The sequence below is a fragment of the Trinickia symbiotica genome, from assembly GCF_002934455.1.
Taxonomy (GTDB): domain Bacteria; phylum Pseudomonadota; class Gammaproteobacteria; order Burkholderiales; family Burkholderiaceae; genus Trinickia; species Trinickia symbiotica.
In genome coordinates this window covers 102196-125079 of the sequence record NZ_PTIR01000017.1, presented here as the reverse complement: position 1 = coordinate 125079, position 22884 = coordinate 102196, and the positions used below count along the sequence as shown (strand labels likewise).

The 22884-nt window shown below is 62.3% G+C and carries 19 protein-coding genes; 8 read left to right on the top strand and 11 right to left on the bottom strand.

The window, feature by feature from the left end:
- Positions 1-76 precede the first annotated feature (76 nt).
- From B0G57_RS22270 to B0G57_RS22265, 3 genes are all read left to right on the top strand, one after another.
- Positions 77-1108 carry a glycoside hydrolase family protein gene (locus tag B0G57_RS22270; RefSeq protein ID WP_020566084.1) on the top strand — a complete coding sequence of 344 codons (1032 nt, stop codon included), beginning with the start codon at positions 77-79 and terminating at the stop codon, positions 1106-1108.
- Positions 1109-1605: 497 nt separating this feature from the next.
- Positions 1606-2043 carry a hypothetical protein gene (locus tag B0G57_RS31140; RefSeq protein ID WP_146013337.1) on the top strand — a complete coding sequence of 146 codons (438 nt, stop codon included), beginning with the start codon at positions 1606-1608 and terminating at the stop codon, positions 2041-2043.
- Between the two features lie 35 nt (positions 2044-2078).
- On the top strand, positions 2079-2933 hold the full coding sequence (locus B0G57_RS22265; RefSeq protein ID WP_026229502.1) for a sterol desaturase family protein: 855 nt from the start codon (positions 2079-2081) through the stop codon (positions 2931-2933).
- Between the two features lie 331 nt (positions 2934-3264).
- Here the strand turns inward: B0G57_RS22265 and B0G57_RS22260 are convergent, their stop codons facing one another.
- Together B0G57_RS22260 and rpoD are read right to left on the bottom strand one after the other, a co-directional pair.
- Positions 3265-4575, bottom strand: a complete 1311-nt coding sequence (locus B0G57_RS22260) for a tyrosine-type recombinase/integrase (protein WP_018439732.1) — start codon at positions 4573-4575, stop codon at positions 3265-3267.
- A gap of 512 nt (positions 4576-5087) precedes the next feature.
- Positions 5088-7319, bottom strand: coding sequence for an RNA polymerase sigma factor RpoD (rpoD, locus tag B0G57_RS22255; protein WP_399276591.1), 2232 nt, complete (start codon positions 7317-7319; stop codon positions 5088-5090).
- Between rpoD and B0G57_RS32395 the strand changes: the two genes are divergently transcribed.
- Complete coding sequence (locus B0G57_RS32395) at positions 7291-7566, top strand: hypothetical protein (RefSeq protein ID WP_399276602.1); 276 nt, start codon at positions 7291-7293, stop codon at positions 7564-7566. The genes rpoD and B0G57_RS32395 overlap by 29 nt on opposite strands.
- A gap of 54 nt (positions 7567-7620) precedes the next feature.
- Here B0G57_RS32395 and dnaG read toward each other — a convergent pair whose 3' ends face one another.
- The 4 genes from dnaG to B0G57_RS22235 form a co-directional block, all read right to left on the bottom strand.
- Positions 7621-9507, bottom strand: a complete 1887-nt coding sequence (gene dnaG, locus B0G57_RS22250; RefSeq protein ID WP_018439735.1) for a DNA primase — start codon at positions 9505-9507, stop codon at positions 7621-7623.
- Positions 9508-9567: 60 nt separating this feature from the next.
- Positions 9568-10014, bottom strand: coding sequence for a GatB/YqeY domain-containing protein (locus B0G57_RS22245; RefSeq protein WP_026229504.1), 447 nt, complete (start codon positions 10012-10014; stop codon positions 9568-9570).
- A 136-nt stretch (positions 10015-10150) separates the two neighbouring features.
- The gene (gene rpsU, locus B0G57_RS22240; protein ID WP_018439737.1) at positions 10151-10363 is read right to left on the bottom strand and encodes a 30S ribosomal protein S21; all 213 of its coding nucleotides are present in this window, start codon (positions 10361-10363) and stop codon (positions 10151-10153) included.
- A 67-nt stretch (positions 10364-10430) separates the two neighbouring features.
- A complete protein-coding gene (locus B0G57_RS22235; RefSeq protein WP_018439738.1) occupies positions 10431-11660 on the bottom strand; it encodes a BaiN/RdsA family NAD(P)/FAD-dependent oxidoreductase in 1230 nt (409 codons plus the stop codon).
- Positions 11661-11844: 184 nt separating this feature from the next.
- Here B0G57_RS22235 and B0G57_RS22230 point away from each other — a divergent pair, with 184 nt between their 5' ends.
- Complete coding sequence (locus B0G57_RS22230) at positions 11845-13914, top strand: Na/Pi cotransporter family protein (protein WP_026229505.1); 2070 nt, start codon at positions 11845-11847, stop codon at positions 13912-13914.
- A 234-nt stretch (positions 13915-14148) separates the two neighbouring features.
- Complete coding sequence (gene tsaD / locus B0G57_RS22225; protein WP_018439739.1) at positions 14149-15174, top strand: tRNA (adenosine(37)-N6)-threonylcarbamoyltransferase complex transferase subunit TsaD; 1026 nt, start codon at positions 14149-14151, stop codon at positions 15172-15174.
- 12 nt (positions 15175-15186) lie between these two features.
- Here the strand turns inward: tsaD and folE2 are convergent, their stop codons facing one another.
- From folE2 to B0G57_RS22205, 4 genes are all read right to left on the bottom strand, one after another.
- Positions 15187-15999 (bottom strand): GTP cyclohydrolase FolE2, encoded by an 813-nt coding sequence (gene folE2, locus B0G57_RS22220; protein WP_018439740.1) that lies wholly within the window; start codon positions 15997-15999, stop codon positions 15187-15189.
- 159 nt (positions 16000-16158) lie between these two features.
- A complete protein-coding gene (dxs, locus tag B0G57_RS22215) occupies positions 16159-18054 on the bottom strand; it encodes a 1-deoxy-D-xylulose-5-phosphate synthase (protein WP_018439741.1) in 1896 nt (631 codons plus the stop codon).
- Between the two features lie 82 nt (positions 18055-18136).
- On the bottom strand, positions 18137-19021 hold the full coding sequence (locus tag B0G57_RS22210) for a polyprenyl synthetase family protein (protein ID WP_018439742.1): 885 nt from the start codon (positions 19019-19021) through the stop codon (positions 18137-18139).
- A complete protein-coding gene (locus B0G57_RS22205; RefSeq protein ID WP_018439743.1) occupies positions 19018-19320 on the bottom strand; it encodes an exodeoxyribonuclease VII small subunit in 303 nt (100 codons plus the stop codon). The genes B0G57_RS22210 and B0G57_RS22205 overlap by 4 nt, the downstream gene beginning before the upstream one ends.
- A 411-nt stretch (positions 19321-19731) precedes the next feature.
- Here B0G57_RS22205 and B0G57_RS22200 point away from each other — a divergent pair, with 411 nt between their 5' ends.
- Both B0G57_RS22200 and B0G57_RS22195 read left to right on the top strand, forming a co-directional pair.
- The gene (locus tag B0G57_RS22200; protein ID WP_018439744.1) at positions 19732-20838 is read left to right on the top strand and encodes an aromatic ring-hydroxylating oxygenase subunit alpha; all 1107 of its coding nucleotides are present in this window, start codon (positions 19732-19734) and stop codon (positions 20836-20838) included.
- 190 nt (positions 20839-21028) lie between these two features.
- Positions 21029-21898: a sulfurtransferase gene (locus tag B0G57_RS22195; RefSeq protein WP_018439745.1), complete on the top strand. Its 870-nt coding sequence runs from the start codon at positions 21029-21031 to the stop codon at positions 21896-21898.
- A 73-nt stretch (positions 21899-21971) separates the two neighbouring features.
- Here the strand turns inward: B0G57_RS22195 and B0G57_RS22190 are convergent, their stop codons facing one another.
- A complete protein-coding gene (locus B0G57_RS22190) occupies positions 21972-22844 on the bottom strand; it encodes a dienelactone hydrolase family protein (protein ID WP_018439746.1) in 873 nt (290 codons plus the stop codon).
- Positions 22845-22884: the final 40 nt, after the last annotated feature.

Genomic DNA, 22884 nt, shown 5'->3' with positions numbered 1-22884 from the left:
TTCGCGCCAGACGGCGCGCAACCCGGCATGGCCCACATCGCAACAACCGACCGTGTCGCCAGATAGGACAGCAGCGATGGCATTTCGCCTTGAGGACCGTTGGGTTTGGGATTTCTGGTTTGCACAGGAAAGCGGGCTCACCCACATGTTTTTCCTGAATGCCCCGAAGGCGATCGGTGACCCCGAGCAGCGGCACTGGAACGTATCGATTGGCCATGCGGTCTCCAGCGATCTGGTCAACTGGACAGAACGCGGGACCACGCTGCATCCAGCGCGCTCGCCCGCATGGGATGACTACACCACGTGGACGGGATCGGTCGTACGCACGTCGAAGCAGCGCTGGATGATGTTTTACACTGGCACGAACCATGCGGATCGTGGTCTCGTGCAGCGCATCGGTGCCGCTGTATCCGACGATCTGCATACGTGGGAACGACTTGCGCACAATCCGATACTGGAGATCGATCCTTCTTGGTACGAGCCGCTCAATACAGATATGTGGCACGACCAGGCCTTCCGCGACCCCTGGGTCTTCGCCGCCCCGAACGGCGACGGCTGGCACATGGTGTTCACCGCTCGAGAGCCCATAGGCCCGGCGCTCGGACGCGGCGTGCTCGGGCATGCGGTGTCGCGGGATCTCGAACACTGGTCGCTGCGCCCGCCGCTGTTCCGCTCGAAGGTGTTCGGGCAACTCGAAGTACCGCAGATCTTCGAGCACCAGGGCCGCTGGTACTGCCTGTTCTGCACCGCGAAGAACCATATCGAGCCGACGTATTGCCGCGAGCGTATGTCCGAGCCCATGACGGGCACGCACTATTTGATTGCCGATCATCCGCTTGGCGAATGGAGGCTGGTCGAGGAAGACTTTCTGGTCGGCGATGCAGCAGGCTCGCTCTATTCCGGCCGGGTGGTGCACGCACCGGACGGTACCTTGCGCTTCATGGCCTTTCTGAAATTCGGCAAGGACAGCCAGTTCATCGGGGAGATCTCGGACCCGATGCCCGTCCACGTACTCGACAATGGCCGGTTGCTAGTTGATGCGTCGCCCTACGGGGTCGGTGCCCCCGGCAGGTTGGCGGGAAAGCGGCAAGAATGCGACACGCGATGAGACCCAAAGATCTTGCCCACAAGCTTGGGATGTCGTGAACCACGGTCAGCCGTGCGCTCAATGGCTACCCGGAGCGTAACGCTATTCGATGACATCTCCGACCGAACCCTTTTGAGCCGGTCGCTGTGCTCGGGCGTTGCGCGGTTCAGCGCGCGTGCTGCATATGACCTAGTTAGTCCGCACGTTCACGATCGGAGGTGTGCAGTTCTTCCCCGTGCGCACCACCTGGATGTCCAGCCCAACCAAGGGCGCGTGAACATTGTTGCGACGCTTCGCTCGCCCGCTAACCACCGATTCTTGAGGTTTTCATCGGCGATCAGACGGGCAAATTTGTCGCATCCCTTGGGGACGTAGCCGAGGCCAGCCGGTGCCCGATGCGGGCGTGCGTATAGTTTCGATGCCTCCCGGCGCGATCCCGCCAGCCTTGATGGGCAATAAGCCGACGAGACATTTGAGCCGCGTCGTCTTGCCTGGCGCCGTTGCGCCCAAGCACGACCGTGCAAGCCTCGTCCGCCACCCTGAGCGGCACATCGCGTAACGCGTGGCTGCTGGCCGTAGTACTGATCGATTCGCTGAACCTCGAGCATTGGGGACTCGCGCCTCATTGGCTGCTTAAGCTCGAGCCCTCAGTCTGTCATTCAGGGCAGTCATTCGTGGAACGAATGGATCTTATCCAAACAATTGATTTTTTCGATTTCTGGAAATGTCGCATAGTACATCCTGCAGTGCGCGCTGTGCCGGCGATACGATCACCGTTTGAATGCGCCCCGAAAAGGAAATTTTTCTTGACCTGCAAGACGCAATCCGACGTTATTGCTGCCGATATCAATCTGGATGCCAAACCGAATTCATCGGGCTGCGTTGGAATCAATAAGTTTTGGACCCATGAGCTCCGTGAAGAAGACGCCGCGTTGACGCGGGTCGCTCCGACCTGATGTTGGCGCATTTGACCGATTCGCCGGAGAAGAAAATGCACATTCTTGATGTTAATGAGATGGCTCTGTCCTATGTGAAATCATTCGAACTGATTGCGATCTTCGCTACCGCATGCGTCGCGCTCGAGCTAATCTTTCCGGCTTATCGAAACAGTTTTGCCTCATACGTTCGCGGCGTGCGGATTTGGATTATTCGCATTGGATGCGGCGCGGTAATCTGGCATTTCTACGCTGTGAGTTTGGGCTGGCTAGGAATTAAGCCGCTCGTAACGATCAATTTCGGCACGTTGCTTCACTCTGACAACATAATCATTAACAAGGGCTTGACCGTCCTTTCAGCTGTCTCGGTGGCGATTGCCGGCGACTTCTTTTACTACTGGATGCACCGCGCTCAGCATGCGGTTCCATTGCTGTGGCGCATGCACGCCACTCATCACTCGATCCGCGAACTGACAGCATGGAATTGCAATCACCACGTTTCCGAGCCACTTGTTTACGCAGTATTTGTAGCACTACCACTGGCGCTGATCCACTTTGAATCTGGCGTCGTGCCCGCGGTTGCCATGACGCTGATTACCTTTCAGGCCCATCTTTCTCACTCTAGCACGAGCATCAATCTGGGGCCGCTGCGATACATCATCGGCGACAATAAGTTCCACCGTATTCACCACTCTTCGGAAGCGCATCACCGGCACAAAAACTATGGGTTCTTTACGACGATCTGGGACACCATTTTTCTCACGGCACACTGGCCGAAAAAGAATGAGTGGCCGGAAGTCGGCCTCAAAGGCCAGTCCGAACCGCTCACCGTGCGCGACTACCTTGTGTTTCCGTTTGATCGACGCCGCTGGTGTAGAGCTAAAGTCGGAAGTGGTGCACAAGCGAGTTGAAGGTATGTTGGATGCAACGGCAGGTGTACGCTGAGAATCTGATCGTCGAGGTCGGCGTCGCTGACACATGCATTTCATCCTGCGCCGATAGTTCATCGTGACTGAAGGTCGGGCGTTTCGAGAAGCGCTGAACACCAGGGCGACGGCGCTCACGCCTGGCCCGTCTTTCGCTCGTTGCGCGGCCGCTTCCTTGAACTTCGCCGTGTACACCCAGTTCGGTATCCGAACATCTCTTTTTCGTTCCGTTGGCGGACTTTATACGCGGTCTGCTGCAAGGCGAAATCTCAGGGGGAGACTCAGCTGTGTCTGGAGGTTCCAGGGCAAAAAACATCTAAGCCCCTCGCAAAGTCGGTATCAAATCGGCACCAGCTTTTAGATGATCAAGGTAGTCCGCCCACCACTGCATCATCTTTTTTCGTTCCGGCAGGTATTCCGCATAGTTATAGGCGGCTCGAACCTCGTCACGCTCGCCGTGCGCCAATTGACGCTCTATGGCGTCGCGATGCCACAGATGCGATTCGTTTAGCAGCGTGGAAGCGATCTTGCGGAAGCTATGCCCCGTGAATTCGTCCTTGGCATATCCAAGCCGACGCAACGCCGCATTGATTGTGTTCTCACTCATCGGCCGCTCCCGCGTTCGCTCTCCTGGAAAGACGTACTTGGCAGCGCCGGTCAGCGGCTTCAGTTCGCGTAGGATACCGATCGCCTGCGTCGGCAATGGAACGACATGAGTCGCCCTGGATTTCATCTTCTCCGCCGGGATACGCCATTCGGCTTTATCCAAATCCATTTCCGTCCATTCGGCGTGACGCAGTTCACCGGGACGCACGAATACTATCGGCGCTAAGCGCGCGGCACACCTGACCACCAACGTTGCTTGGAGACCATCCAGCGCACGGAGCAGTGCACCAACCGCGACCGGATCGGTGATCGTGGGAAACGGCGTCATCGTCGGTCTAGATAATGCGCCCTTCAATAGTTCGGCCGGATCGTTCTTCGCTAAGCCGGCGGCGATGGCATAGCGAAACACCTTGCTACATGACCAACGCACGCGGCCAGCCGTTTCAATCGCGCCTCGCGCCTCAATGCGGCGCAAGCACTCCAAGATTTCTGACGCCTCAATTTCGTTCACAGGGCGCTTCCCAAGCCATGGGAAGATATCTGCCTCGAGGCGGTTCCAGATGCGCTCCTTATGGCTCTCGGAGCGCCCGACCATATGCTTTGCGAACCAGTCCGTTGCCACCGCTTCGAACGAATGGAACGCCGCGAGTTTAGCCTGACGCTTAACCGCCCTCTTAGCCTGTGCCGGGTCTGCACCAGCCATCAGGGTCTCTCGTGCTCCCCGATGGCGTTCACGTGCCTTCGCCAACGAGGTCTCAGGATAAACCCCCAAGGCCATCGTCTGGCGCTTGCCGAGATACCGGTAATCCCATCGCCAATACTTTCCCGCCTGGTTGACCAGCAGGTACAAGCCCCCACTATCGGTCAATTTGTACGGCTTGCCCTTGATTTTGGCTTGACGGCAGGCGGTGTCGGTAAGCGGCATGTCTCGGCCCTGACGGTATTTTTTCGCGGACGCGCAGCACAGTCTATCGTATACCGTCGAAAATACCGTCAGCTGACGGTAGCTGGCAATGGACATTCGCGGACCAAGGCGGTCATAAAAAAACCCGCAACGCCTTACACGATGCGGGTTTTCAGACTTTCTCGGAACATCCGGGAAGACATTTTGGTGGGCCCCCCGGGAGTCGAACCCGGCACCAACGGATTATGCGTACCACTATGGCTTTCGCCACCCCTTTCGGGTTTGTGGTCTGGACTGTCTCTTGTCTTTACGACCTGCCCGTACAGTCTCTACACGTTCTCTCGAAGAAATATCGAGAGCTTCGCTCGGGATCGCCACGTTGCCCGCCAACTTGAGCGGCAAGCCGACAACAGAGGTTTCCCCGAATTTGAGCAGTTCTACCGAAGGACAGAGTCAACTTGCCCGACGGCAACCCGTTCTGATGATGTCCGTACCCTCGCGGGCCGTAGGACACCACACATCAAGTCCGCTGCTCTAACCAAGCATGAGCTAGAGGCCCGAAACTTCGCGATTCTACCTAAAAAAAGACCCGGCATGGCGCCGGGTCTCGAGTGAAACGCACGCCTCGATCAATTTCCTTCGAGGAACGACTTCAACTTGTCAGAACGGCTCGGGTGGCGCAGCTTGCGCAGGGCCTTCGCCTCGATCTGGCGGATACGCTCACGCGTGACGTCGAACTGCTTGCCGACTTCCTCGAGCGTATGATCCGTGCTCATCTCGATGCCGAAGCGCATCCGCAGCACCTTCGCCTCGCGCGGCGTCAGCGAATCGAGCACGTCCTTCACGACGTCACGCATGCTCGCATGCAACGCCGCGTCGGCCGGTGCGACCGTGTTCGTATCTTCGATGAAGTCGCCCAGATGGGAATCGTCGTCGTCTCCGATCGGCGTTTCCATCGAGATCGGCTCCTTCGCGATCTTCATGATCTTGCGGATCTTGTCTTCCGGCATTTCCATCTTCTCGGCCAGCGTCGCCGGATCCGGCTCGAGACCGGTCTCCTGCAAAATCTGCCGCGAAATACGGTTCATCTTGTTGATCGTCTCGATCATGTGGACCGGAATCCGGATCGTGCGCGCCTGGTCCGCAATCGAACGCGTAATGGCCTGGCGAATCCACCACGTTGCATACGTCGAGAACTTATACCCGCGACGATATTCGAACTTGTCCACCGCCTTCATCAAACCGATGTTACCTTCCTGAATCAGATCGAGGAACTGCAAGCCGCGGTTCGTGTACTTCTTCGCGATCGAGATCACGAGACGCAGGTTGGCCTCGGTCATCTCGCGCTTCGCCTGACGCGCCTTCAACTCGCCGGCGGCCATCTGACGGTTCGTTTCCTTCAGGTCCTTCAGCGGCAGCACCACGCGCGCCTGCAAATCGATGAGCCGCTGCTGCTGCTCACGAATCGCCGGAATGTTGCGCGATAGCACGGCGCTGTATGGATGGCCTTCGCCAACGATGCGCTCGGCCCAATCGAGGTCGGTCTCATGGCTAGGGAAACGCGCGATGAACTCGGCGCGCGGCATCCCGCACTTGTCGACGACGATATGCAGAATCTGACGCTCGACCTGACGCACTTCGTCCACCTGCGCGCGCAGCGTGTCGCAAAGCCGCTCGACGGTACGCGCGGTGAAGCGAATCGACATCAGCTCGTCCTGGATCGTTTCCTGCGCCTTCAGGTAGGACTTCGACTTGTAGCCCTCCTTCTCGAACGCACGACGCATCTTGTCGAACCACTCGCTGATCAGCGAGAATTTGTCGAGCGACGTGCGCTTCAACGCCTCGAGTTGCGCCGCGTTGGCCGTGGCCTGCGCGGTGCCGTCGTCTTCTTCCTCTTCTTCCTCGTCTTCCTCTTCGACTTCTTCGTCGTCAGCCTCGATCGCTTCGGCTTCCTGAGCCGAGAAGCCGTCCGTATCTTCGGCATTCGGATCGATCAGGCCGTCGACGAGCTCGTCGATGCGGATTTCGTCGTTCGCCACACGCTCGGCCATCGCCAGGATGTCCGCAATCGTCGTCGGGCACGCCGAGATCGCCATCACCATGTGCTTGAGGCCGTCCTCGATCCGCTTCGCGATCTCGATCTCACCCTCGCGCGTCAGCAGCTCGACGGTACCCATCTCGCGCATGTACATACGCACCGGGTCGGTCGTGCGACCGAACTCGGAATCGACCGTCGAAAGCGCGACTTCGGCCTCTTCCTCGACCTCGTCGTCCGACGCCACGTTGGGCGCGTTGTCGTTCAGCAGCAGCGTCTCGGCATCGGGCGCCTGCTCGTACACCGCCACGCCCATGTCGTTGAACGTGCTGATGATGCCCTCGATCGCCTCCGTCTCCGTGAAGTTGTCGGGCAGGTGATCGTTGATCTCGGCATAGGTCAGGAAGCCCCGCTCCTTGCCGAGCTTGATCAGCGCGCGCAACTTCGAACGCCGTTCTTCGAGCTCCTCGGCGGTGCCGGGCTGCGTCGATGCGAACGCGTCCTTCAGGAGCGCCTTCTCCTTCGCGCGACGATCGCGCGCCTTGGCCTTTTCGGCTTTGCCCGAGGCAGCGTGCTGCTCGTCAGCTTGGGTTGCGTCGTCATCGACGGAAACTTCGTTCAGCTTTTTCGTCATGGAGTTCGCCGTACCGGCAATATTCTCGACTCGCGGCTGCTGGACTTCAGCCGGTTGCACCGTGGATACCTGGGTTTCGCGCACTGCCGAATCGTCCGGCCTGGCAGCCGCGCCCCTCCCGCTTTTCGCGCCCGTCTGCTTCGCGACGGGCCTCGTCTCCGGTTTGGCGGATGATTTCGCCGCCTTGGTCACATCGGCCGCTGCCGCCGAAGCCCGCGCAGCCGCCTTGGTCGTCGATTTCCCGCCGGCCGCCAAAGCACTCGCGGAAGCCTTTCTGGCCTCGGACACGTTGCGCACCGTCCGCGGCGGAACCTTGCCGGCAACGCTCTTCGCCTTGCCCGTCCCCGTTGTTTTCGCCGTCGCCTTTGCGCCTGTCGTCTTTGCCATCGCTATCTCGCCTCGCCTGTCTGCCTTCGCGCCTCTTGCCAAGAAAACCTGAAAAATCAAACCGCTGGAAACCTTTTATTATAGCACGCGTGCCCTTACCCGCCCGTCAAAGCCCAAGGCGGCGCTTCATCTCGGCCCGCTGCCGGTTGAGCTCCGCGACTTCCGCAATCTCGTCCGAGGTGTGCCTCGACTGCCGCGACAAGCGCTCGAGCCGTTGACAGCAAGCGTCGTAGCGCATCTTCAGGATTGCCGCCTGGAGTTCTTCGCCAGCGATGCGCTCTCGCTCGCGCTGTTGTTCGACGGCGGCTTCGTCGTTTTCGGGGCTATGTAGCAACAAATCCCGCACGTTTTCATCATAGACCAGAATTTCCCGAAAAATTTCTTCGAAGGTCGAGGCGTTCGCCCCCGTACGCAGCAAGTCGGACAGCAAGCGGAATTCTGCTGCACTGCCCAATTCGCGCGCGTGAGTCGCCACCTCCGCGAACAACTCGCCATGCGCCTGCGCGAAGAGACTCTCCTCGGCCTCCTCGTCCAACGTTGCAACGATGCGCGGGTACATGACCAGATTGCGCAACGCGCGCTCCTCGATTCCCGTCACGCGCCGACGATCCTTGCGCGCCGGTGCTGAGCGAGCCGCAACGACAATCCGCGCGTCGACCTCCGAGAGGGCCGCCACTTCCTCGAACGGCACGTCGAGCCGGTCCGCGAACATGTGCATGATCTGGGCGCGCAACGCATTCGGCGGCAGCGCTTGCAGCAGCGGCTTCGCATCGAAGAGCGCTCGGGCCCGGCCTTCGGGCGTATCGAGTTCCTTGCCGGCAATCACCTCGCTCAACATAAACTGCGAGAGCGGCGTCGCTCGCTCGATCTGCTCGGCGAACGCCTCCTTGCCGAACTCGCGGATGAAGCTGTCCGGATCGTGCTCGGGCGGCAGAAACAGAAACTTGATCGTCCGATTGTCCGCCGCATGCGGCAAGCACGCATCGAGCGCGCGCCGCGCGGCGCGCCGCCCCGCGGCGTCGCCATCGAAGCTGAAGATGACCGTATCGGTCTGCCGCAACAGCTTCTGCACGTGGATCGGCGTGCAAGCCGTACCGAGGGTCGCAACGGCGTTCGGAAACCCGAGCTGCGCCAGCGCGACGACATCCATGTAACCTTCCACCACCAACACCGAGCGCGCCTCACGAATCGCAAGTCGCGCCTCGAAAAGACCGTAAAGCTCGCTACCCTTGCTAAATAGTGGCGTTTCGGGCGAATTCAAATACTTCGGCTCTCCCGACTCGAGCACGCGCCCGCCGAATCCGATCACCTGTCCCTTCACGTTCCGGATCGGAAACATGATCCGTTCGCGAAATCGGTCGTAGCGGCGCGGCTGGCCTTCGCTATCGAGCTTGTCGCTGACGATGACGAGTCCCGCCTCGACGAGCGCATCGCTGCGATAGTCGGGAAAAGCAGCCTCCAGGTTCTGCCACCCGTCGGGGGCGAACCCAAGCCCGAAACGCGCCGCGATCTCGCCCGTCAGCCCCCGCTTCTTCAAGTAGCGGATCGCCTCGGGCGAGCCGCGCAGCGCCTTGCGGTAGTAGTCGCAAGCAATGTGCATGAGGTCCGAGAGCGCAGCCGCCGTCTTGGCGTTCGCCACGCCCGCGCCGGCCTGCCATGCCTCGCCGTTTGATCCCGCCGCGCCGGCGCGCCCGGGCGCCGGTTCCTGCGGCACCGTCAGCCCCACCGATTGCGCGAGCTCGCCCACCGCTTCCGGGAAGGCCAGGCCGGCGTGATCCATCAGAAACCCGATCGCCGTGCCGTGCGCACCGCATCCGAAGCAGTGATAGAACTGCTTCGTCGGACTCACCGTAAACGACGGGCTTTTCTCGTTGTGGAAAGGGCACAGGCCGACAAAGTTCGCGCCGCCCTTCTTGAGCTGGACGTATTTGCCCACCACATCGACGATGTCGACGCGGTTCAGCAAGTCCTGCAGAAACGAGTGCGGAATCACGTTGCTGGTCGCCGGCGCAGCCCGCCCCGCGCGTTCGCGCGGCCGCGAGCACGCATTTCGCTATTTGGCGAGCGCAGCTTTGACGAGCGCCGATACGGCCGTCATGTCGGCACGCCCCGCGAGCTTGCCCTTCAGGACGCCCATCACCTTGCCCATGTCCTGCGGACCGGCGGCACCCGTTTGCGCCACGGCGGCCTGGACTTCTGCCGCGATTTCGGCTTCCGAAAGCTGCGCCGGCATATAACCTGCGAGAACCGCCAGCTCGGCCGTTTCCTTGTCGACGAGATCGGTGCGGCCCGCGGCTTCGAACTGGCTGATCGAGTCCTTGCGCTGCTTGATCATCTTGTCGATGACGGCCGTGACGGCCGTGTCGTCGAGCGTCGTACGCTCATCGACCTCACGTTGCTTGATCGCCGCGAGCAGCAGGCGAATCGTCGCGAGACGCTCCGATTCGCGCGCGCGCATGGCGGACTTCATGTCGTCGTTGATCCGATCCTTCAAACTCATCATTCACCCGAAGAACGCGTTGAAACAGAAGGAAAACGCTTACCGAGCGCAAAAACCCGCTTGGGATCCGACCTCAAGCGGGTTTTTGCGCGACGCACGGACTGATCCGCACGGCGCGGCTAAATCGTTAGAGCTATCAGTAGAACTTCTTCGGCAACATCTGGCTGCGCAGGCGCTTGAAATGGCGCTTCACTGCGGCAGCTTTCTTACGCTTGCGTTCAGCCGTAGGCTTTTCGTAAAACTCGCGCGCACGAAGCTCGGTCAGAAGACCGTTCTTCTCGATCGTGCGCTTGAAGCGGCGCATGGCGACTTCAAAGGGCTCGTTTTCTTTAACGCGGATGATCGTCATGTTCCTAACGGAAACTTGGCAAAGGTCCGGGAGTATAGCAGACGATCTGCATTAATGCCAGCCAGCTTCAAGCGTCAGTTTTGCGAGCGTATTCCGCCGCAGCCTCGCCCGCCGCGACCCCCGATGCCCACGCCCACTGAAAGTTGTAGCCGCCGAGCCAGCCCGTTACGTCGACGGCTTCGCCGATGAAATAGAGCCCCGGAACGCGCTCGCTCATCATCGTGGCCGACGACAGCTCTCGCGTATCGACACCGCCCTTCGTCACCTCCGCCTTGCGGTAGCCCTCCGTGCCGCTCGGCACGAGCGTCCATACCGAAAACGCCTCGCCGAGCCGGCGCAGCGTCTTGTCGGGAAGGTCAGCCACGCGCGCTTCGGGCGAAAGTCCCTGCGTTTCGAGCCAGGCGTGCGCCAGGCGTGCCGGCAGCCACTCGGCGATCAGATTGCCGATCTGGCGCTTCGTTGCGCTCTTGGCCCGCAGCAACTCGGCGACAGGCTCGCGATCGGGCAGCAAATCGATCCGGATCGGCTCGCCCGGCTGCCAGTAGCTGGAAATCTGCAATACGCCCGGTCCGGATAGACCGCGATGGGTGAAAAGCAGGTCTTCGACGAACGACCCGGCTACCTTCGTCTTCTTTTCGCCGGTCGCCACGCCGACTTCCAGGGAGACGCCCGACAGGACCGTGAACGGCGCCCAAACGTCTGACGAAAACGTCAACGGCACGAGGGCCGGACGCGGCTCGACGAGCTTATGCCCAAACTGCTTCGCCACCCGATAAGCGAAGTCCGTCGCGCCGATCTTCGGGATCGACAGTCCGCCTGTGGCAACGACGAGCGCGCGCGCCGCGATCGGGCCCGCGCTCGTATCGAGCGCAAACCCACTGCCGTTCGCATGACGGACCGCATCGACGGCCACGGGGCGCCGCCACGCGACCTTGCCCGTGTCGCATTCCGCCTTGAGCAGGTCGATGATCGCTTCGCTCGAGTGGTCGCAGAACAGCTGCCCGCGGTGCTTCTCGTGCCATGAGACGCGATGCGCCTTCAACAGAGATAGGAAATCGCGCGGCGTATACCGCGCAAGCGCAGAGCGGCAAAAGTGCGGGTTGGCCGAGAGAAAATTGGCGGGGCTCGCCTGCAGATTCGTGAAGTTGCAGCGGCCGCCGCCGGAAATTCGGATCTTCTCCGCAAGGCGCGCCGCATGGTCGATGAGCACGACGCGCCGACCGCGCTGTCCCGCCACCGCCGCACACATCATCCCCGCCGCACCGGCGCCGATCACCGCGATATCGAAATCTTCCATGGCGCGCAGTGTAGCGTGTTCGATCCATTCGAGCGGCTGTCAATTGTCGGATTACCGCTCGAGAACCGTTAGTTGCCCCGCCAACTCACCCCAGGAGACCGCCTACACTGAGCCAACTGTCTGCACTGAGCCGGATCGATCGCAATCCGCCTCACAGCCCTGCAGCATCAGGACCAGAAGCCATATGACGTTCACATTTACGCTGATCGATCTCGCCGGCTCCATTGCGTTGCTGATGTTGGCCACCCAAATGGCCCACACTGGCGTCCAGCGCGCATTCGGAGCAAGTCTTCGCTCGCTGCTGAGCCTGACGCTCCGCGGGCGGCTTGCGGCATTTTTCGGCGGACTCGGCGTAACAGCGGTCTTGCCGAGCAGTACGATCGCTTCGAGCATGACGGCGGAATTCACGAGGCAAGGGATCGTGGAATTGCCCGCCGCGCTCGCCGTCGTATTAGGCGCGAACGTCGGTGCGACATTGGCGGTGCAAGCGTTGTCGTTCAATATCCCCGCCATCTCGCCCGCGCTGATACTGATCGGCGTGATGATGTTTCGCAAAGCATCGAACACGCGCGCGCACGATTTGGGCAGCACGCTGATCGGGCTGGGCCTGCTGTTGTTGGCGGTGGACCACTTGCAGGAGCTGATGACGGATTACGACGATGCGCCGAATCTTCGGATGCTGCTGGGCGCCGCGTCCACCGTACCCGCCGTCGACGTCCTATTGGCCGCCGGCTTGGCCTGGGCGGCCGATTCCAACGTCGCGATGGTGCTTCTCGTTGCAACGCTTTGCGCGAAGAATGTCGTCCCCCCCAATACCGCCTTCGCGCTCGTGATGGGCGCAAATCTGGGTGCGGCAATCAATCCCGTGTTGGATGCCACCGCGGCGCACGATCCCGTATCGCGACGATTGCCCGTCGGCAATCTGATCATTGTGATTGTCGGCGCCGCCGCGGCCCTTGCGGTCCTGACTCCGATCGGCTGTGTCATGGTCAGAATGGAGCCCGACAACGGGCGCGTCGTTGCTGACTTCTACACGCTGTTCAATTTAGTTCTCGCGAGTCTCTTCTTCCCGTTGCTGACTCCTTATGCGAGCCTGTTGAGCCGGCTATTGCCGCCGCTTGCGAAGTTCGCCGATGCGGCACCGCCGCGCGACATGAATCCGCTCGCGACAGGCTCTCTCAGTCAGTCCACCAACAGCGCGTCAAGCCCCGCGCTCCGCGCAAAGGAGACGCTTGGCACGGTGCTGTCAGGGCCGCGCTCGGCCTGCGCCGAACGTCGTGGAACGCAGGCGCCCGTGGCTTTGCCGCGGGGCGATGTCCTCGAGATGTTGGTGCCGGAGTGGCGGAATCATTCGACCGTTGTCGATGCCGCCCGGCTGACCGAAAGCGATCGACGGTCCTCGGATGAGCAGACTCGAATTTTTCCCCTTCAAATCAGGGAATGCGCTAACCATAGCATCCAGTTGGTCGATCCCGACGGAAACGCTTGGATGTACTACCCGGCCAGATCCCTCTGGCTAACCTTGCAAGACATCAAGCTCATCCGGCAGCTAGAGCCATCAGGCAATCCGGAGCGATCGATCGTGTCGACGTGCGTGCGCGGCACGGCATGCCTCGACGACTGCGAGCTATCGATCATCGGCCAGCCTCAGAAGAGCACGCGCACGGTCTTGATCTCCTTCGCCGCTCGTGAGATAGCCACGGCTGACCGCCTGGCGCTGCGCGAGTGGCAGGACGATATGGGAATATCGTTGTCCGACGAGCCTCTGGGCGTGGCCAGGCTCGGATTTAACGCCTCCGAGGCGGAAACGGAGGAAGTGGACCAGTGGTGGGTCGAATGCCATATCCCCGAGAGCAGCATGCAGGCGCTCGCCGATGGCATCGAGGAGGGGCGGATAACAGCTGTCAGGCTTGCCGTCTTCCTGCATGGGCTTTATACGACGGCCGCGTCGGGGATCGGCGAACCATCGATTTTTCTGAGGCCGATGCAGGATGACCAAGATGCCGAATCTCCGGTGATCGCGCCCGGCTATGTTGTCCACCTCGCATTCGATCTATCCACGCTGGACCTGCGGCCCGACGATGAAGAAAAACGACCGCGCCCAGGACGATCGCCCGGAACGCCTTCAATCGCCAGCAGCGCTGATGCGGTGGCACCGCTGGCGGCAAGACTCGATAGGTTGGTGAACAACCTGAAGTGGCTCGCGGCGTTGATTGCTGTCTTGGTGCTCGTCTTTGCGATTAAGGGACGCTGACGGCTCTCCGCTCGAAAGAATCGCAGCACCAATCGCCGTTCACACGCACTCGATGTTTAGCGGACGGGTGCAATTCGACCCAATGCCAGCAGCCGTGCTCACTCCCGGCGATAGCCAGCCGCCAATCGCTGCGCTGGTATAATTCTATGTTTCCATTCGAAAGGCTCGACGGGCGCACCACGTCGCCGGACATCGGCCCCATCGCACCACCCGCCGCCTTTTGCATCACCCACCATGCTCGTCCTCGGCATCGAAAGCTCCTGCGACGAGACCGGTCTCGCACTGTATGACAGCGAGCGCGGTCTCCTCGCGCACGCCCTTCATTCGCAGATCGCGATGCATCGCGATTACGGCGGCGTCGTGCCGGAGCTCGCTTCGCGCGACCATATCCGTCGCGCCCTACCATTGCTCGAGGACGTCCTCACACGCGCGGGCGCGCGCGGCACCGATGTCGACGCCATCGCCTTCACGCAGGGCCCCGGCCTGGCGGGCGCGCTGCTCGTGGGCGCGAGCGTTGCCAATGCGCTCGCCATGGCTTGGGACAAGCCGACGATCGGCATCCATCATCTCGAAGGTCACTTGCTGTCGCCGCTGCTCGTCGAAGCACCGCCGCCGTTTCCGTTCGTCGCGCTGCTCGTTTCGGGAGGACATACACAGCTGATGCGCGTGACCGAGGTCGGTATCTACGAAACGCTCGGCGAAACCGTCGACGACGCGGCCGGCGAAGCATTCGACAAGACGGCAAAGCTCCTGGGGCTCGGCTATCCGGGCGGCCCCGAAGTCTCGCGCCTTGCCGAATACGGCACGCCGGGCGCCGTGGAGCTGCCGCGGCCGATGCTGCACTCAGGCGATCTCGATTTCAGTTTCAGCGGACTCAAGACCGCCGTCCTCACGCAAGTGAAGAAGCTCGGCCAGAACGTCTGCGAGCAGGCGAAGGCCGATCTCGCACGCGGTTTCGTCGATGCCGCGGTCGACGTTCTCGTCGCCAAGTCGCTCGCCGCGCTGAAGAAGACGCATCTGACACGGCTCGTCGTGGCGGGCGGCGTCGGCGCGAACCGGCAGCTGCGCGACGCGCTTTCGCAAGCGGCGCAAAAGCGTCGCTTCGACGTGCACTACCCGGACCTGTCGCTTTGCACCGACAACGGTGCGATGATCGCGCTCGCCGGCGCTTTACGTCTGCAGCGCTGGCCCGAGCAGGCCAGCAGGGACTACGCGTTCACCGTCAAGCCGCGCTGGGACCTCGCCTCGCTCGCGCGCTAACGGCGCACCCCGTTATGCGGCAGGCTGGCGCTTGTCGTGCTCAATCACGGCGTAAGCGCTGTGGTTGTGGATCGACTCGAAGTTCTCGGCTTCGAGCGTGTAGGCGACGATCCGCTCGTCCGCGTTGAGCCGCTGCGCGACATCGCGCACGAGATCCTCGACGAACTTCGGATTCTCATAAGCGCGCTCCGTCACGAACTTCTCGTCGGGGCGCTTGAGCAACCCCCAGAGCTCGCACGACGCCTCATCTTCAGCAATCCTGATCAATTCCTCGGCCGACATGTCGCCCGTGAGCTCGGCGCGAATCGTCACATGCGAGCGCTGATTGTGAGCGCCGTATTCCGAGATCTCCTTTGAGCACGGGCAAAGGCTCGTCACCGGCACAAGGACCTGCACGAACGTGCGCAGCGCCCCGTCGCGCATTTCGCCCGTCATCGTCACTTCGTAATCGAGCAGACTCGAGACGCCCGACACGGGCGCCGTCTTGCTGACGAAGTACGGAAACGACACCTCGATGCGGCCTGCCGGCGCTTCGAGCTTCGCGAGCATCGCGGCCAGCATCGCGCGGAATGTGGCCGACTCGAGCGGTGCCTTGCTTTCCTCCAGCAGAGCGACAAAGCGCGACATGTGCGTGCCCTTCTGATCGGCGGGCAGATGGACGTCGAGGTTCCAGGTGCCGACCGTCGCCTGCGCGTCGCCGTTTGCCGTGCGCACCGAGAGCGGGTGACGTACGCCTTTTACGCCGACACGCTGAATGGAGATTTGCCGCGTATCAGGCGAGCTTTGCACGTCGGGCATCGCGAAGGCTGGATTCATGAGATTCATGGTTCTTTTGGTCCTTGAAGGCGCAGCGGCGAGAAACACCGCACACCTATCCGGCGCCGGCCGTGCAGATCACTGCATATAACGAAACATGGGCCGAGGGGCCCATGCATGAGTACGCTACGGAAAGAACGCAGCCGCCGTGAAGCGGCGGCCACATCGTTACGCGACGCGTTGCGCAAGCTTCGCGGCAGGCTCGACGAAACGCGCGCGGATCGATTTTTCGATGCCCGCGCCGTCGAGACCGCACTCCGCCAACAACTTGGCCGGATCGCCGTGATCGATGAAGCTGTCGGGGAGGCCCAATTGTAGTACGGGCCGAACAACCCCATTGGCGAGCAGGGTTTCCACGCAAGCGGATCCAGCGCCACCCATGATGCAGCCTTCCTCGACCGTCACGAGCGCATCGTGGGTTTGCGCAAGCTCGAGCAGCAACGCGGCATCGATCGGCTTCACGAAGCGCATGTTGGCCACTGTCGCATTGAGCGCCTCGGCCGCCGCGAGCGACGGCGCGACCATCGTGCCGAACGCGAGGATGGCGATGCGGTTGCCCTTGGCGGCCGTCGATTGTCGACGAACCTCGCCACGACCGACCGGAATCGCCGACATCTGCTTGGCCGTCGCGACGCCGATGCCGGCGCCGCGCGGATACCGCACCGCCGTCGGATTCGACTGCTGCAGCGCCGTGTAGAGCATCTGGCGGCATTCGTTCTCGTCGGACGGCGCCATGACCGTCATGTTCGGAATGCAGCGCAGGAAGGCCAGATCGTAGGCGCCCGCGTGCGTCGCACCGTCGGCGCCGACGAGCCCGGCGCGGTCGATCGCGAAGACGACGGGCAGATTCTGAAGTGCCACGTCGTGAATGAGCTGATCGTAGGCGCGCTGCAGAAACGTCGAATAAATGGCGACGACGGGCTTCATGCCTTCGACGGCCAGGCCGCCCGCGAACGTCACCGCATGCTGCTCGGCAATGCCGACGTCATAGTAGCGGTCCGGAAAACGCTTCTCGAATTCGACTAGACCGGACCCCTCGCGCATCGCGGGCGTGATGCCGACTACACGCGAATCGAGCTCAGCCGCATCGCAAAGCCACTCGCCGAAAACCTGCGTATAAGTCTTCTTGGGCGGTACCGCAGGCGGCTTGATCCCTTCTGCCGGATTGAACTTGCCTGGGCCGTGGTAGAGCACCGGATCGGCTTCCGCGAGCTTGTACCCTTGCCCCTTCTTCGTGACGACGTGAAGGAATTGCGGCCCGCGCAACTCACGGATGTTCTGCAGTGTCGGGATCAGGGAATCGAGATCGTGTCCATCGATCGGGCCGATATAGTTGAAGCCGAACTCCTCGAAGAGCGTAGCCGGCACGACCATCCCTTTCGCGTGTTCTTCCAGCTTGCGCGCAAGCTCGAGCATCGGCGGCGCAACGCGCAGTACGCGCTCCACGCCCGCGCGAGCCGCGGCATAGAAACGGCCCGACATCAGCCGCGCGAGGTGACGGTTCAGTGCGCCGACGGGCGGCGAAATCGACATGTCGTTGTCGTTGAGGATCACGAGCAAGGGCACGTCGTCGCACACGCCGGCGTTGTTCATCGCTTCGAACGCCATGCCGGCCGTCATTGCGCCGTCGCCTATGACGGCGATCGAGAAACGGTTGTCGCCCGCGAGCTTGTTCGCGATCGCCATGCCGAGCGCGGCCGAGATCGACGTGCTCGAATGGGCCGTGCCGAACGTGTCGTATTCCGATTCCGAGCGGCGCGGGAAACCCGAAATGCCATGGCGCTGACGAAGCGTGTGCATTTCGTCGCGGCGCCCGGTGAGAATCTTATGCGGGTACGTTTGATGGCCGACGTCCCAGACAATGCGGTCGTGCGGCGTGTCGAACACGTAATGCAGAGCGATCGTCAGCTCCACCGTGCCGAGATTGGACGACAAGTGCCCGCCCGTCTGCGACACGCTGTCGAGCACGAACGCGCGCAGCTCGTCGGCAAGCGGCTTCAGTTGACGACGGTCGAGACGGCGAAGGTCCGCCGGGTCGTCGATAGTTTTGAGCAAGTCGTACATCGTCGTTCCATTGTAGGAAAACTTACGCGCCCGCTTTTTTCTCGCGCTCCCCGTGGCATTTGCGCGGCGGCGGGCTTAGCGTTCAACTGACCCGGTTCACCACCAGGTCCGCCAACTCGGCGAGACGTTGCGCACGCCCGCCGAATGAGCCTAGTGCCTCGTGCGCCTCGCGATGCAATTGAGCCGCAAGCGCACGCGACGCCTCCAGACCGAGGATGGACACGTAGGTCGGCTTGCCGTCCTTCGCGTCCTTGCCCGCCGTCTTGCCGAGCGTTGCGGAATCCGTCGTCACGTCGAGAATGTCGTCGACGACCTGGAAGGCCAGCCCGATCGCCGCGGCGTAGCGGTCGAGCGCACTCATCGCGTTCGCATCGGGCGCCTCGCCCGCGAGCGCGCCCATCCGTACGGCCGCGCGCAATAGCGCCCCGGTTTTCATCCGATGCATCGTCTCGAGCTCGCTACGCGTCAGCATCAAGCCGACGCTCGCGAGATCGATCGCCTGGCCGCCCGCCATGCCGAGCGACCCGCTCGCCAGCGCAAGCTCGCGCACCAGCGCGGCCTGAGCCGGTACGTCGAGCGCCGCTGCGTCGGTCAGCGCGATGAACGCCTGCGATTGCAATGCGTCGCCGACGAGCAGCGCCGTGGCTTCGTCGTACTGGACGTGCACCGTCGGCTTGCCGCGCCGCAGCTCGTCATCGTCCATACACGGCATATCGTCGTGCACGAGCGAGTAGACGTGGATCATCTCGATGGCAGCCGAGGCTGCTTCGAGGGCCGCCGCGCGCGCGCCCGTCAGTTCGCCGGCCGCATGCACGAGCAGCGGCCGCACCCGCTTGCCGCCGCCGAGCGCCGCGTAGCGCATCGCTTCGTGCAGCCGGGCAGGCTCGATCCGCGGGCCCGGCAGATATCGCTCGAGCGCCGCCTCGACGCGCGCGAGCACCGCGCGCATCCATTCTTCAAAGGTCATAAGTCGTCTCCGCCTTCCGCGGCAGGGGTGCCGGCGGGCAGAGGCTTCAACGTCTCGCCGTCGAGTACGCGCACTTGCTGCTCCACCTTTTCCAGTTGTTGCTGACAGTAGGCCACGAGCGCCGCGCCGCGCCGATATGCGGCGAGGGACTCCTCGAGGCTCAGCGCGCCGCCCTCCATTCGAGCGACGAGCTGCTCCAGTTCCGCGAGCGCCGCTTCATAGTTCTCGGGTAGCGGCCCCTCGCTGTCGGGCCCGCTTTGTGCGGGTGAGGCGGCGTCCTCGGGTGCGGTTTTCGCCATCGAAATAGGGTGAATTCAAAAACAAGTCGGACATTCTACGGCAAAAGCCGGTAGTCGGCCCCATCCGGCACCTTTTGCCGTTCGCATCAACACAACGTTTGCGCAACTATCCTGCCCGGCGTCGCCGCAAGAGGGACATGGTAACGAAGGGGAACTCAATATGAGCTGCTTCCAGTCAATACTGATATCCGACTGTTGCGCGCGCGCCAAAACAACAGACAAAAGGGCCGCCGTTTGGCCGATGGATCCGCCCGGGCGGCGGGCCCGGACGCCCTGTTGCCGTCGAATCGACGGACAAATCATGGACTTAGGTGCCCCACGGAAAGGGGAAAGGGTATAATCGCGGGCTCCCCAAATCGAATCTTCGATGGTTGGGTTGTTCACTGCTTTCACGTCTTCACGGGAGTGGGAATGTCCAATCTGAGCAATGCATTGCAGCTGAAGGCAATCTCGAGTCAGCTGCCAGTCACGGCTTACTTTGACGAAGCGCTTCTCGAGCGCGAACTGGAAGTACTTTTCAAGAAGGGTCCCCGTTACGTCGGGCACGAATTGATGGTGCCCGAGGTGGGGAGCTATTTTGCGCTGCCCTCCGAAAACGAGGGCCGCGTCCTCGTTCGCAACGAGCGCTCGGAGATCGAGCTGCTCTCGAACGTGTGCCGCCATCGTCAGGCCATCATGCTGGGCGGGCGCGGCCAGACGCAGAACATCGTCTGTCCGCTGCATCGCTGGACCTACAACCTCGACGGCGAGTTGCTCGGCGCCCCGCACTTCGCCGACAACCCTTGCCTGAATCTCGGCGCCACGAAGCTGCAGAACTGGCACGGCCTCCTTTTCGAGGCCGGGGGACGCGACGTGGCCAAGGATCTCGCGAAGCTCGGCACGCGTAATCACTTCGATTTCACGGACTACATGTTCGATCACGTCGAGGTGCACGAGTGCAACTACAACTGGAAGACTTTCATCGAGGTCTACCTCGAGGACTATCACGTCGTACCTTTCCACCCGGGCCTCGGCAGCTTCGTCAATTGCGACGATCTCACCTGGGAATTCGGCAACTGGTACAGCGTGCAGACCGTCGGCGTTCATGCGGGTCTCGCCAAGGCGGGCAGCCCCGTCTACCGCAAATGGCACGATGAAGTCCTGCGCATGCGGGACGGCCAGCCGCCCGAGTACGGCGCCATCTGGATGGTCTACTACCCCGGGCTCATGATCGAGTGGTATCCGCACGTGCTGGTGCTGTCGTGGCTGATCCCGCGCGGCCCGAGCAAGACGACGAACATCGTCGAGTTTTATTACCCCGAGGAAATCGCCCTTTTCGAGCGCGAGTTCGTCGAAGCGGAGCGCGCCGCCTATATGGAAACGGCCCGCGAGGACGACGAGATCGCCGAGCGCATGGACGCCGGCCGGCTCGCGCTCATGCGGCGCGGCGAGTCGCAGGTGGGGCCGTATCAGAGCCCGATGGAGGACGGTATGCAGCACTTCCACGAATTCCTGCGCCGCGAGCTCGGTACGATCTGACGAGCAGCGGGCGAGCGGCTTCCGCCGCAGCAAGGCGGGCAAGAAGGTTTTCCTTCTTGCCCGCTTTTTCGTGCGAGCATGCGGCAGTGAACGGCGGCCACGGCGACACGCGCCGACATCGGCTGAAATCGTCGTGAACAGGCCCTAAACTTTGAGCATCACTCAGCCTTCGCTCCCCACGAGGACCATCATGCCGCACACCCATTACACGACGCTGATCCTGGCCACCAATCTCGCCGAGCGTCTCGAGCACGCGCCGCAGTCCGTGCTCGTCTTCGATTGCAGCTTCGATCTCGCCGATCCGGCCGCAGGCGTTGCGGCCTATGCGGCCGGCCATATCCCCGGCGCGCACTACCTGCATCTCGAGCACGACCTGTCGGGGCAAAAGACCGGGAAGAACGGGCGGCACCCGCTGCCCGAGCGCACCGCGCTCGTCGATACGCTCGCCGCGCGCGGCTTGATGCGGAACCAGCAGGTCGTCGCTTATGACGCGCAGGGCGGCGCTTACGCCGCACGGCTCTGGTGGCTCTTGCGCTGGCTCGGACACGATTCGGTCGCCGTTCTCGACGGCGGCCTCCAGGCCTGGCAACGCGCCGGATACAAGCTGGATACGGCGACGCCGGCCCGCGTGAAGGGTGACTTCAAGGCGGGAGCGCCGCTCGCGGTCACGATCGATGCGCATGCGCTCGAGCAAAACCTGTCGACGCACGAGCGGCTCGTCGTCGATGCGCGCTCGCCGGATCGCTACCGCGGCGAGAACGAGACGATCGACCCCGTCGCCGGCCACATCCCCGGCGCCGTGAATCGCTTCTTCAAGGACAATCTGACGGGCGACGGGCGATTCAAGCCCGCGCATACGCTGCGCGACGAGTTCAAGGCCGCGATCGGGGCGACGCAGCCCGAACATGTCGTCCTGCAGTGCGGCTCGGGCGTCACGGCCTGCCACAACGCACTGGCGATGGAAGTGGCAGGCTTGCACGGCTCCGCCCTCTACCCCGGCTCGTGGAGCGAATGGTGCGCGGAGCCGGCGCGTCCGATTACGGTGGGAGCTAAGCCCTAGTCCTGGGCCTGTATGCACGAGCCGCGAGCGGACTTCGTTGCCGCCCGCGGCCGACTCGCCAGCCGTCCCGGTACTAAGCCACGCCGTGCTCGCGCAGCCAGGCGATGGTGCGGCGCCACGCGTCTTCCGCATCCTCCTTGCGGTAGCTCGGCCGATAATCGGCGAAGAACGCGTGGCCGGCATCGGGATAAACGACGAACTGCGAACCGCGGGCGACTTCCGGGCCTTTTGCGATCGCAGCCTTCATCCGCTCGATCACATCCTGCGGATTGCCCTGGTCCTGAAGCCCGTAAAGCCCGAGCACGGGCGCGTGCAGTTCGGCGACTCGGTCGATCGGGTTGAACGGCTTCGTGTCGGTCGGCTTGCCTTCCAGAAACCCGTAAAACGATACGACCGCCTTCAACTTCGGGTTGTGCTCGGCAAAGAGCCACGCCTGCCTGCCGCCCCAGCAGAACCCGACCACCCCGACCCGCTTCAGATCGCCGCCGTGCTCGCCCGCCCATTGAACGGCGGCGTCGAGGTCGGCCATGACGGAGGCGTCGGGCACCTTGCTCACGAGCTCGTTGCTCAACTGCTGAATCGATTTGTAAGCGTTCGGGTCGCCTTGACGCGAATACAGATTCGGCGCGACCGCGAGGTACCCGAGCTTCGCGAAGCGCCGGCAGACATCGGCGATATGCTCGTGCACGCCAAAAATCTCGTGGATCACGATCACGACGGGAAGGTGGGTCTTGCCCTGAGGCTGCGCACGATAGGCAGGCACCAGCGTGCCCTGCGATTGGAACCCAACTGCGCCGGCCTCGAGGCCGGCAGTGTCGGTATGGATGGTCTGCGCCGAGACGGGCAGCACGGCCGCCGCAAATCCGCTGCCGATCGTCGCCTTGAGGAACGTGCGGCGATCGAAAGGCACATGCGGCACGAGGGTATCGATATCCGGTGACAACATTTTCGCTCCTGGTTTTTTTTGGGCCACCCGCCGCGGACCG

Coding starts and splice junctions, on each gene's coding strand:
- B0G57_RS22270 (WP_020566084.1), top strand. CDS start 77: ATGGCATTTCGCCTTGAGGACCGTTGGGTTTGGGATTTCTGGTTTGCA.
- B0G57_RS22265 (WP_026229502.1), top strand. CDS start 2,079: ATGCACATTCTTGATGTTAATGAGATGGCTCTGTCCTATGTGAAATCA.
- B0G57_RS22260 (WP_018439732.1), bottom strand. CDS start 4,575: ATGTCCATTGCCAGCTACCGTCAGCTGACGGTATTTTCGACGGTATAC.
- B0G57_RS22245 (WP_026229504.1), bottom strand. CDS start 10,014: ATGAGTTTGAAGGATCGGATCAACGACGACATGAAGTCCGCCATGCGC.
- rpsU (WP_018439737.1), bottom strand. CDS start 10,363: ATGACGATCATCCGCGTTAAAGAAAACGAGCCCTTTGAAGTCGCCATG.
- B0G57_RS22235 (WP_018439738.1), bottom strand. CDS start 11,660: ATGGAAGATTTCGATATCGCGGTGATCGGCGCCGGTGCGGCGGGGATG.
- B0G57_RS22230 (WP_026229505.1), top strand. CDS start 11,845: ATGACGTTCACATTTACGCTGATCGATCTCGCCGGCTCCATTGCGTTG.
- tsaD (WP_018439739.1), top strand. CDS start 14,149: ATGCTCGTCCTCGGCATCGAAAGCTCCTGCGACGAGACCGGTCTCGCA.
- folE2 (WP_018439740.1), bottom strand. CDS start 15,999: ATGAATCTCATGAATCCAGCCTTCGCGATGCCCGACGTGCAAAGCTCG.
- dxs (WP_018439741.1), bottom strand. CDS start 18,054: ATGTACGACTTGCTCAAAACTATCGACGACCCGGCGGACCTTCGCCGT.
- B0G57_RS22210 (WP_018439742.1), bottom strand. CDS start 19,021: ATGACCTTTGAAGAATGGATGCGCGCGGTGCTCGCGCGCGTCGAGGCG.
- B0G57_RS22205 (WP_018439743.1), bottom strand. CDS start 19,320: ATGGCGAAAACCGCACCCGAGGACGCCGCCTCACCCGCACAAAGCGGG.
- B0G57_RS22200 (WP_018439744.1), top strand. CDS start 19,732: ATGTCCAATCTGAGCAATGCATTGCAGCTGAAGGCAATCTCGAGTCAG.
- B0G57_RS22195 (WP_018439745.1), top strand. CDS start 21,029: ATGCCGCACACCCATTACACGACGCTGATCCTGGCCACCAATCTCGCC.
- B0G57_RS22190 (WP_018439746.1), bottom strand. CDS start 22,844: ATGTTGTCACCGGATATCGATACCCTCGTGCCGCATGTGCCTTTCGAT.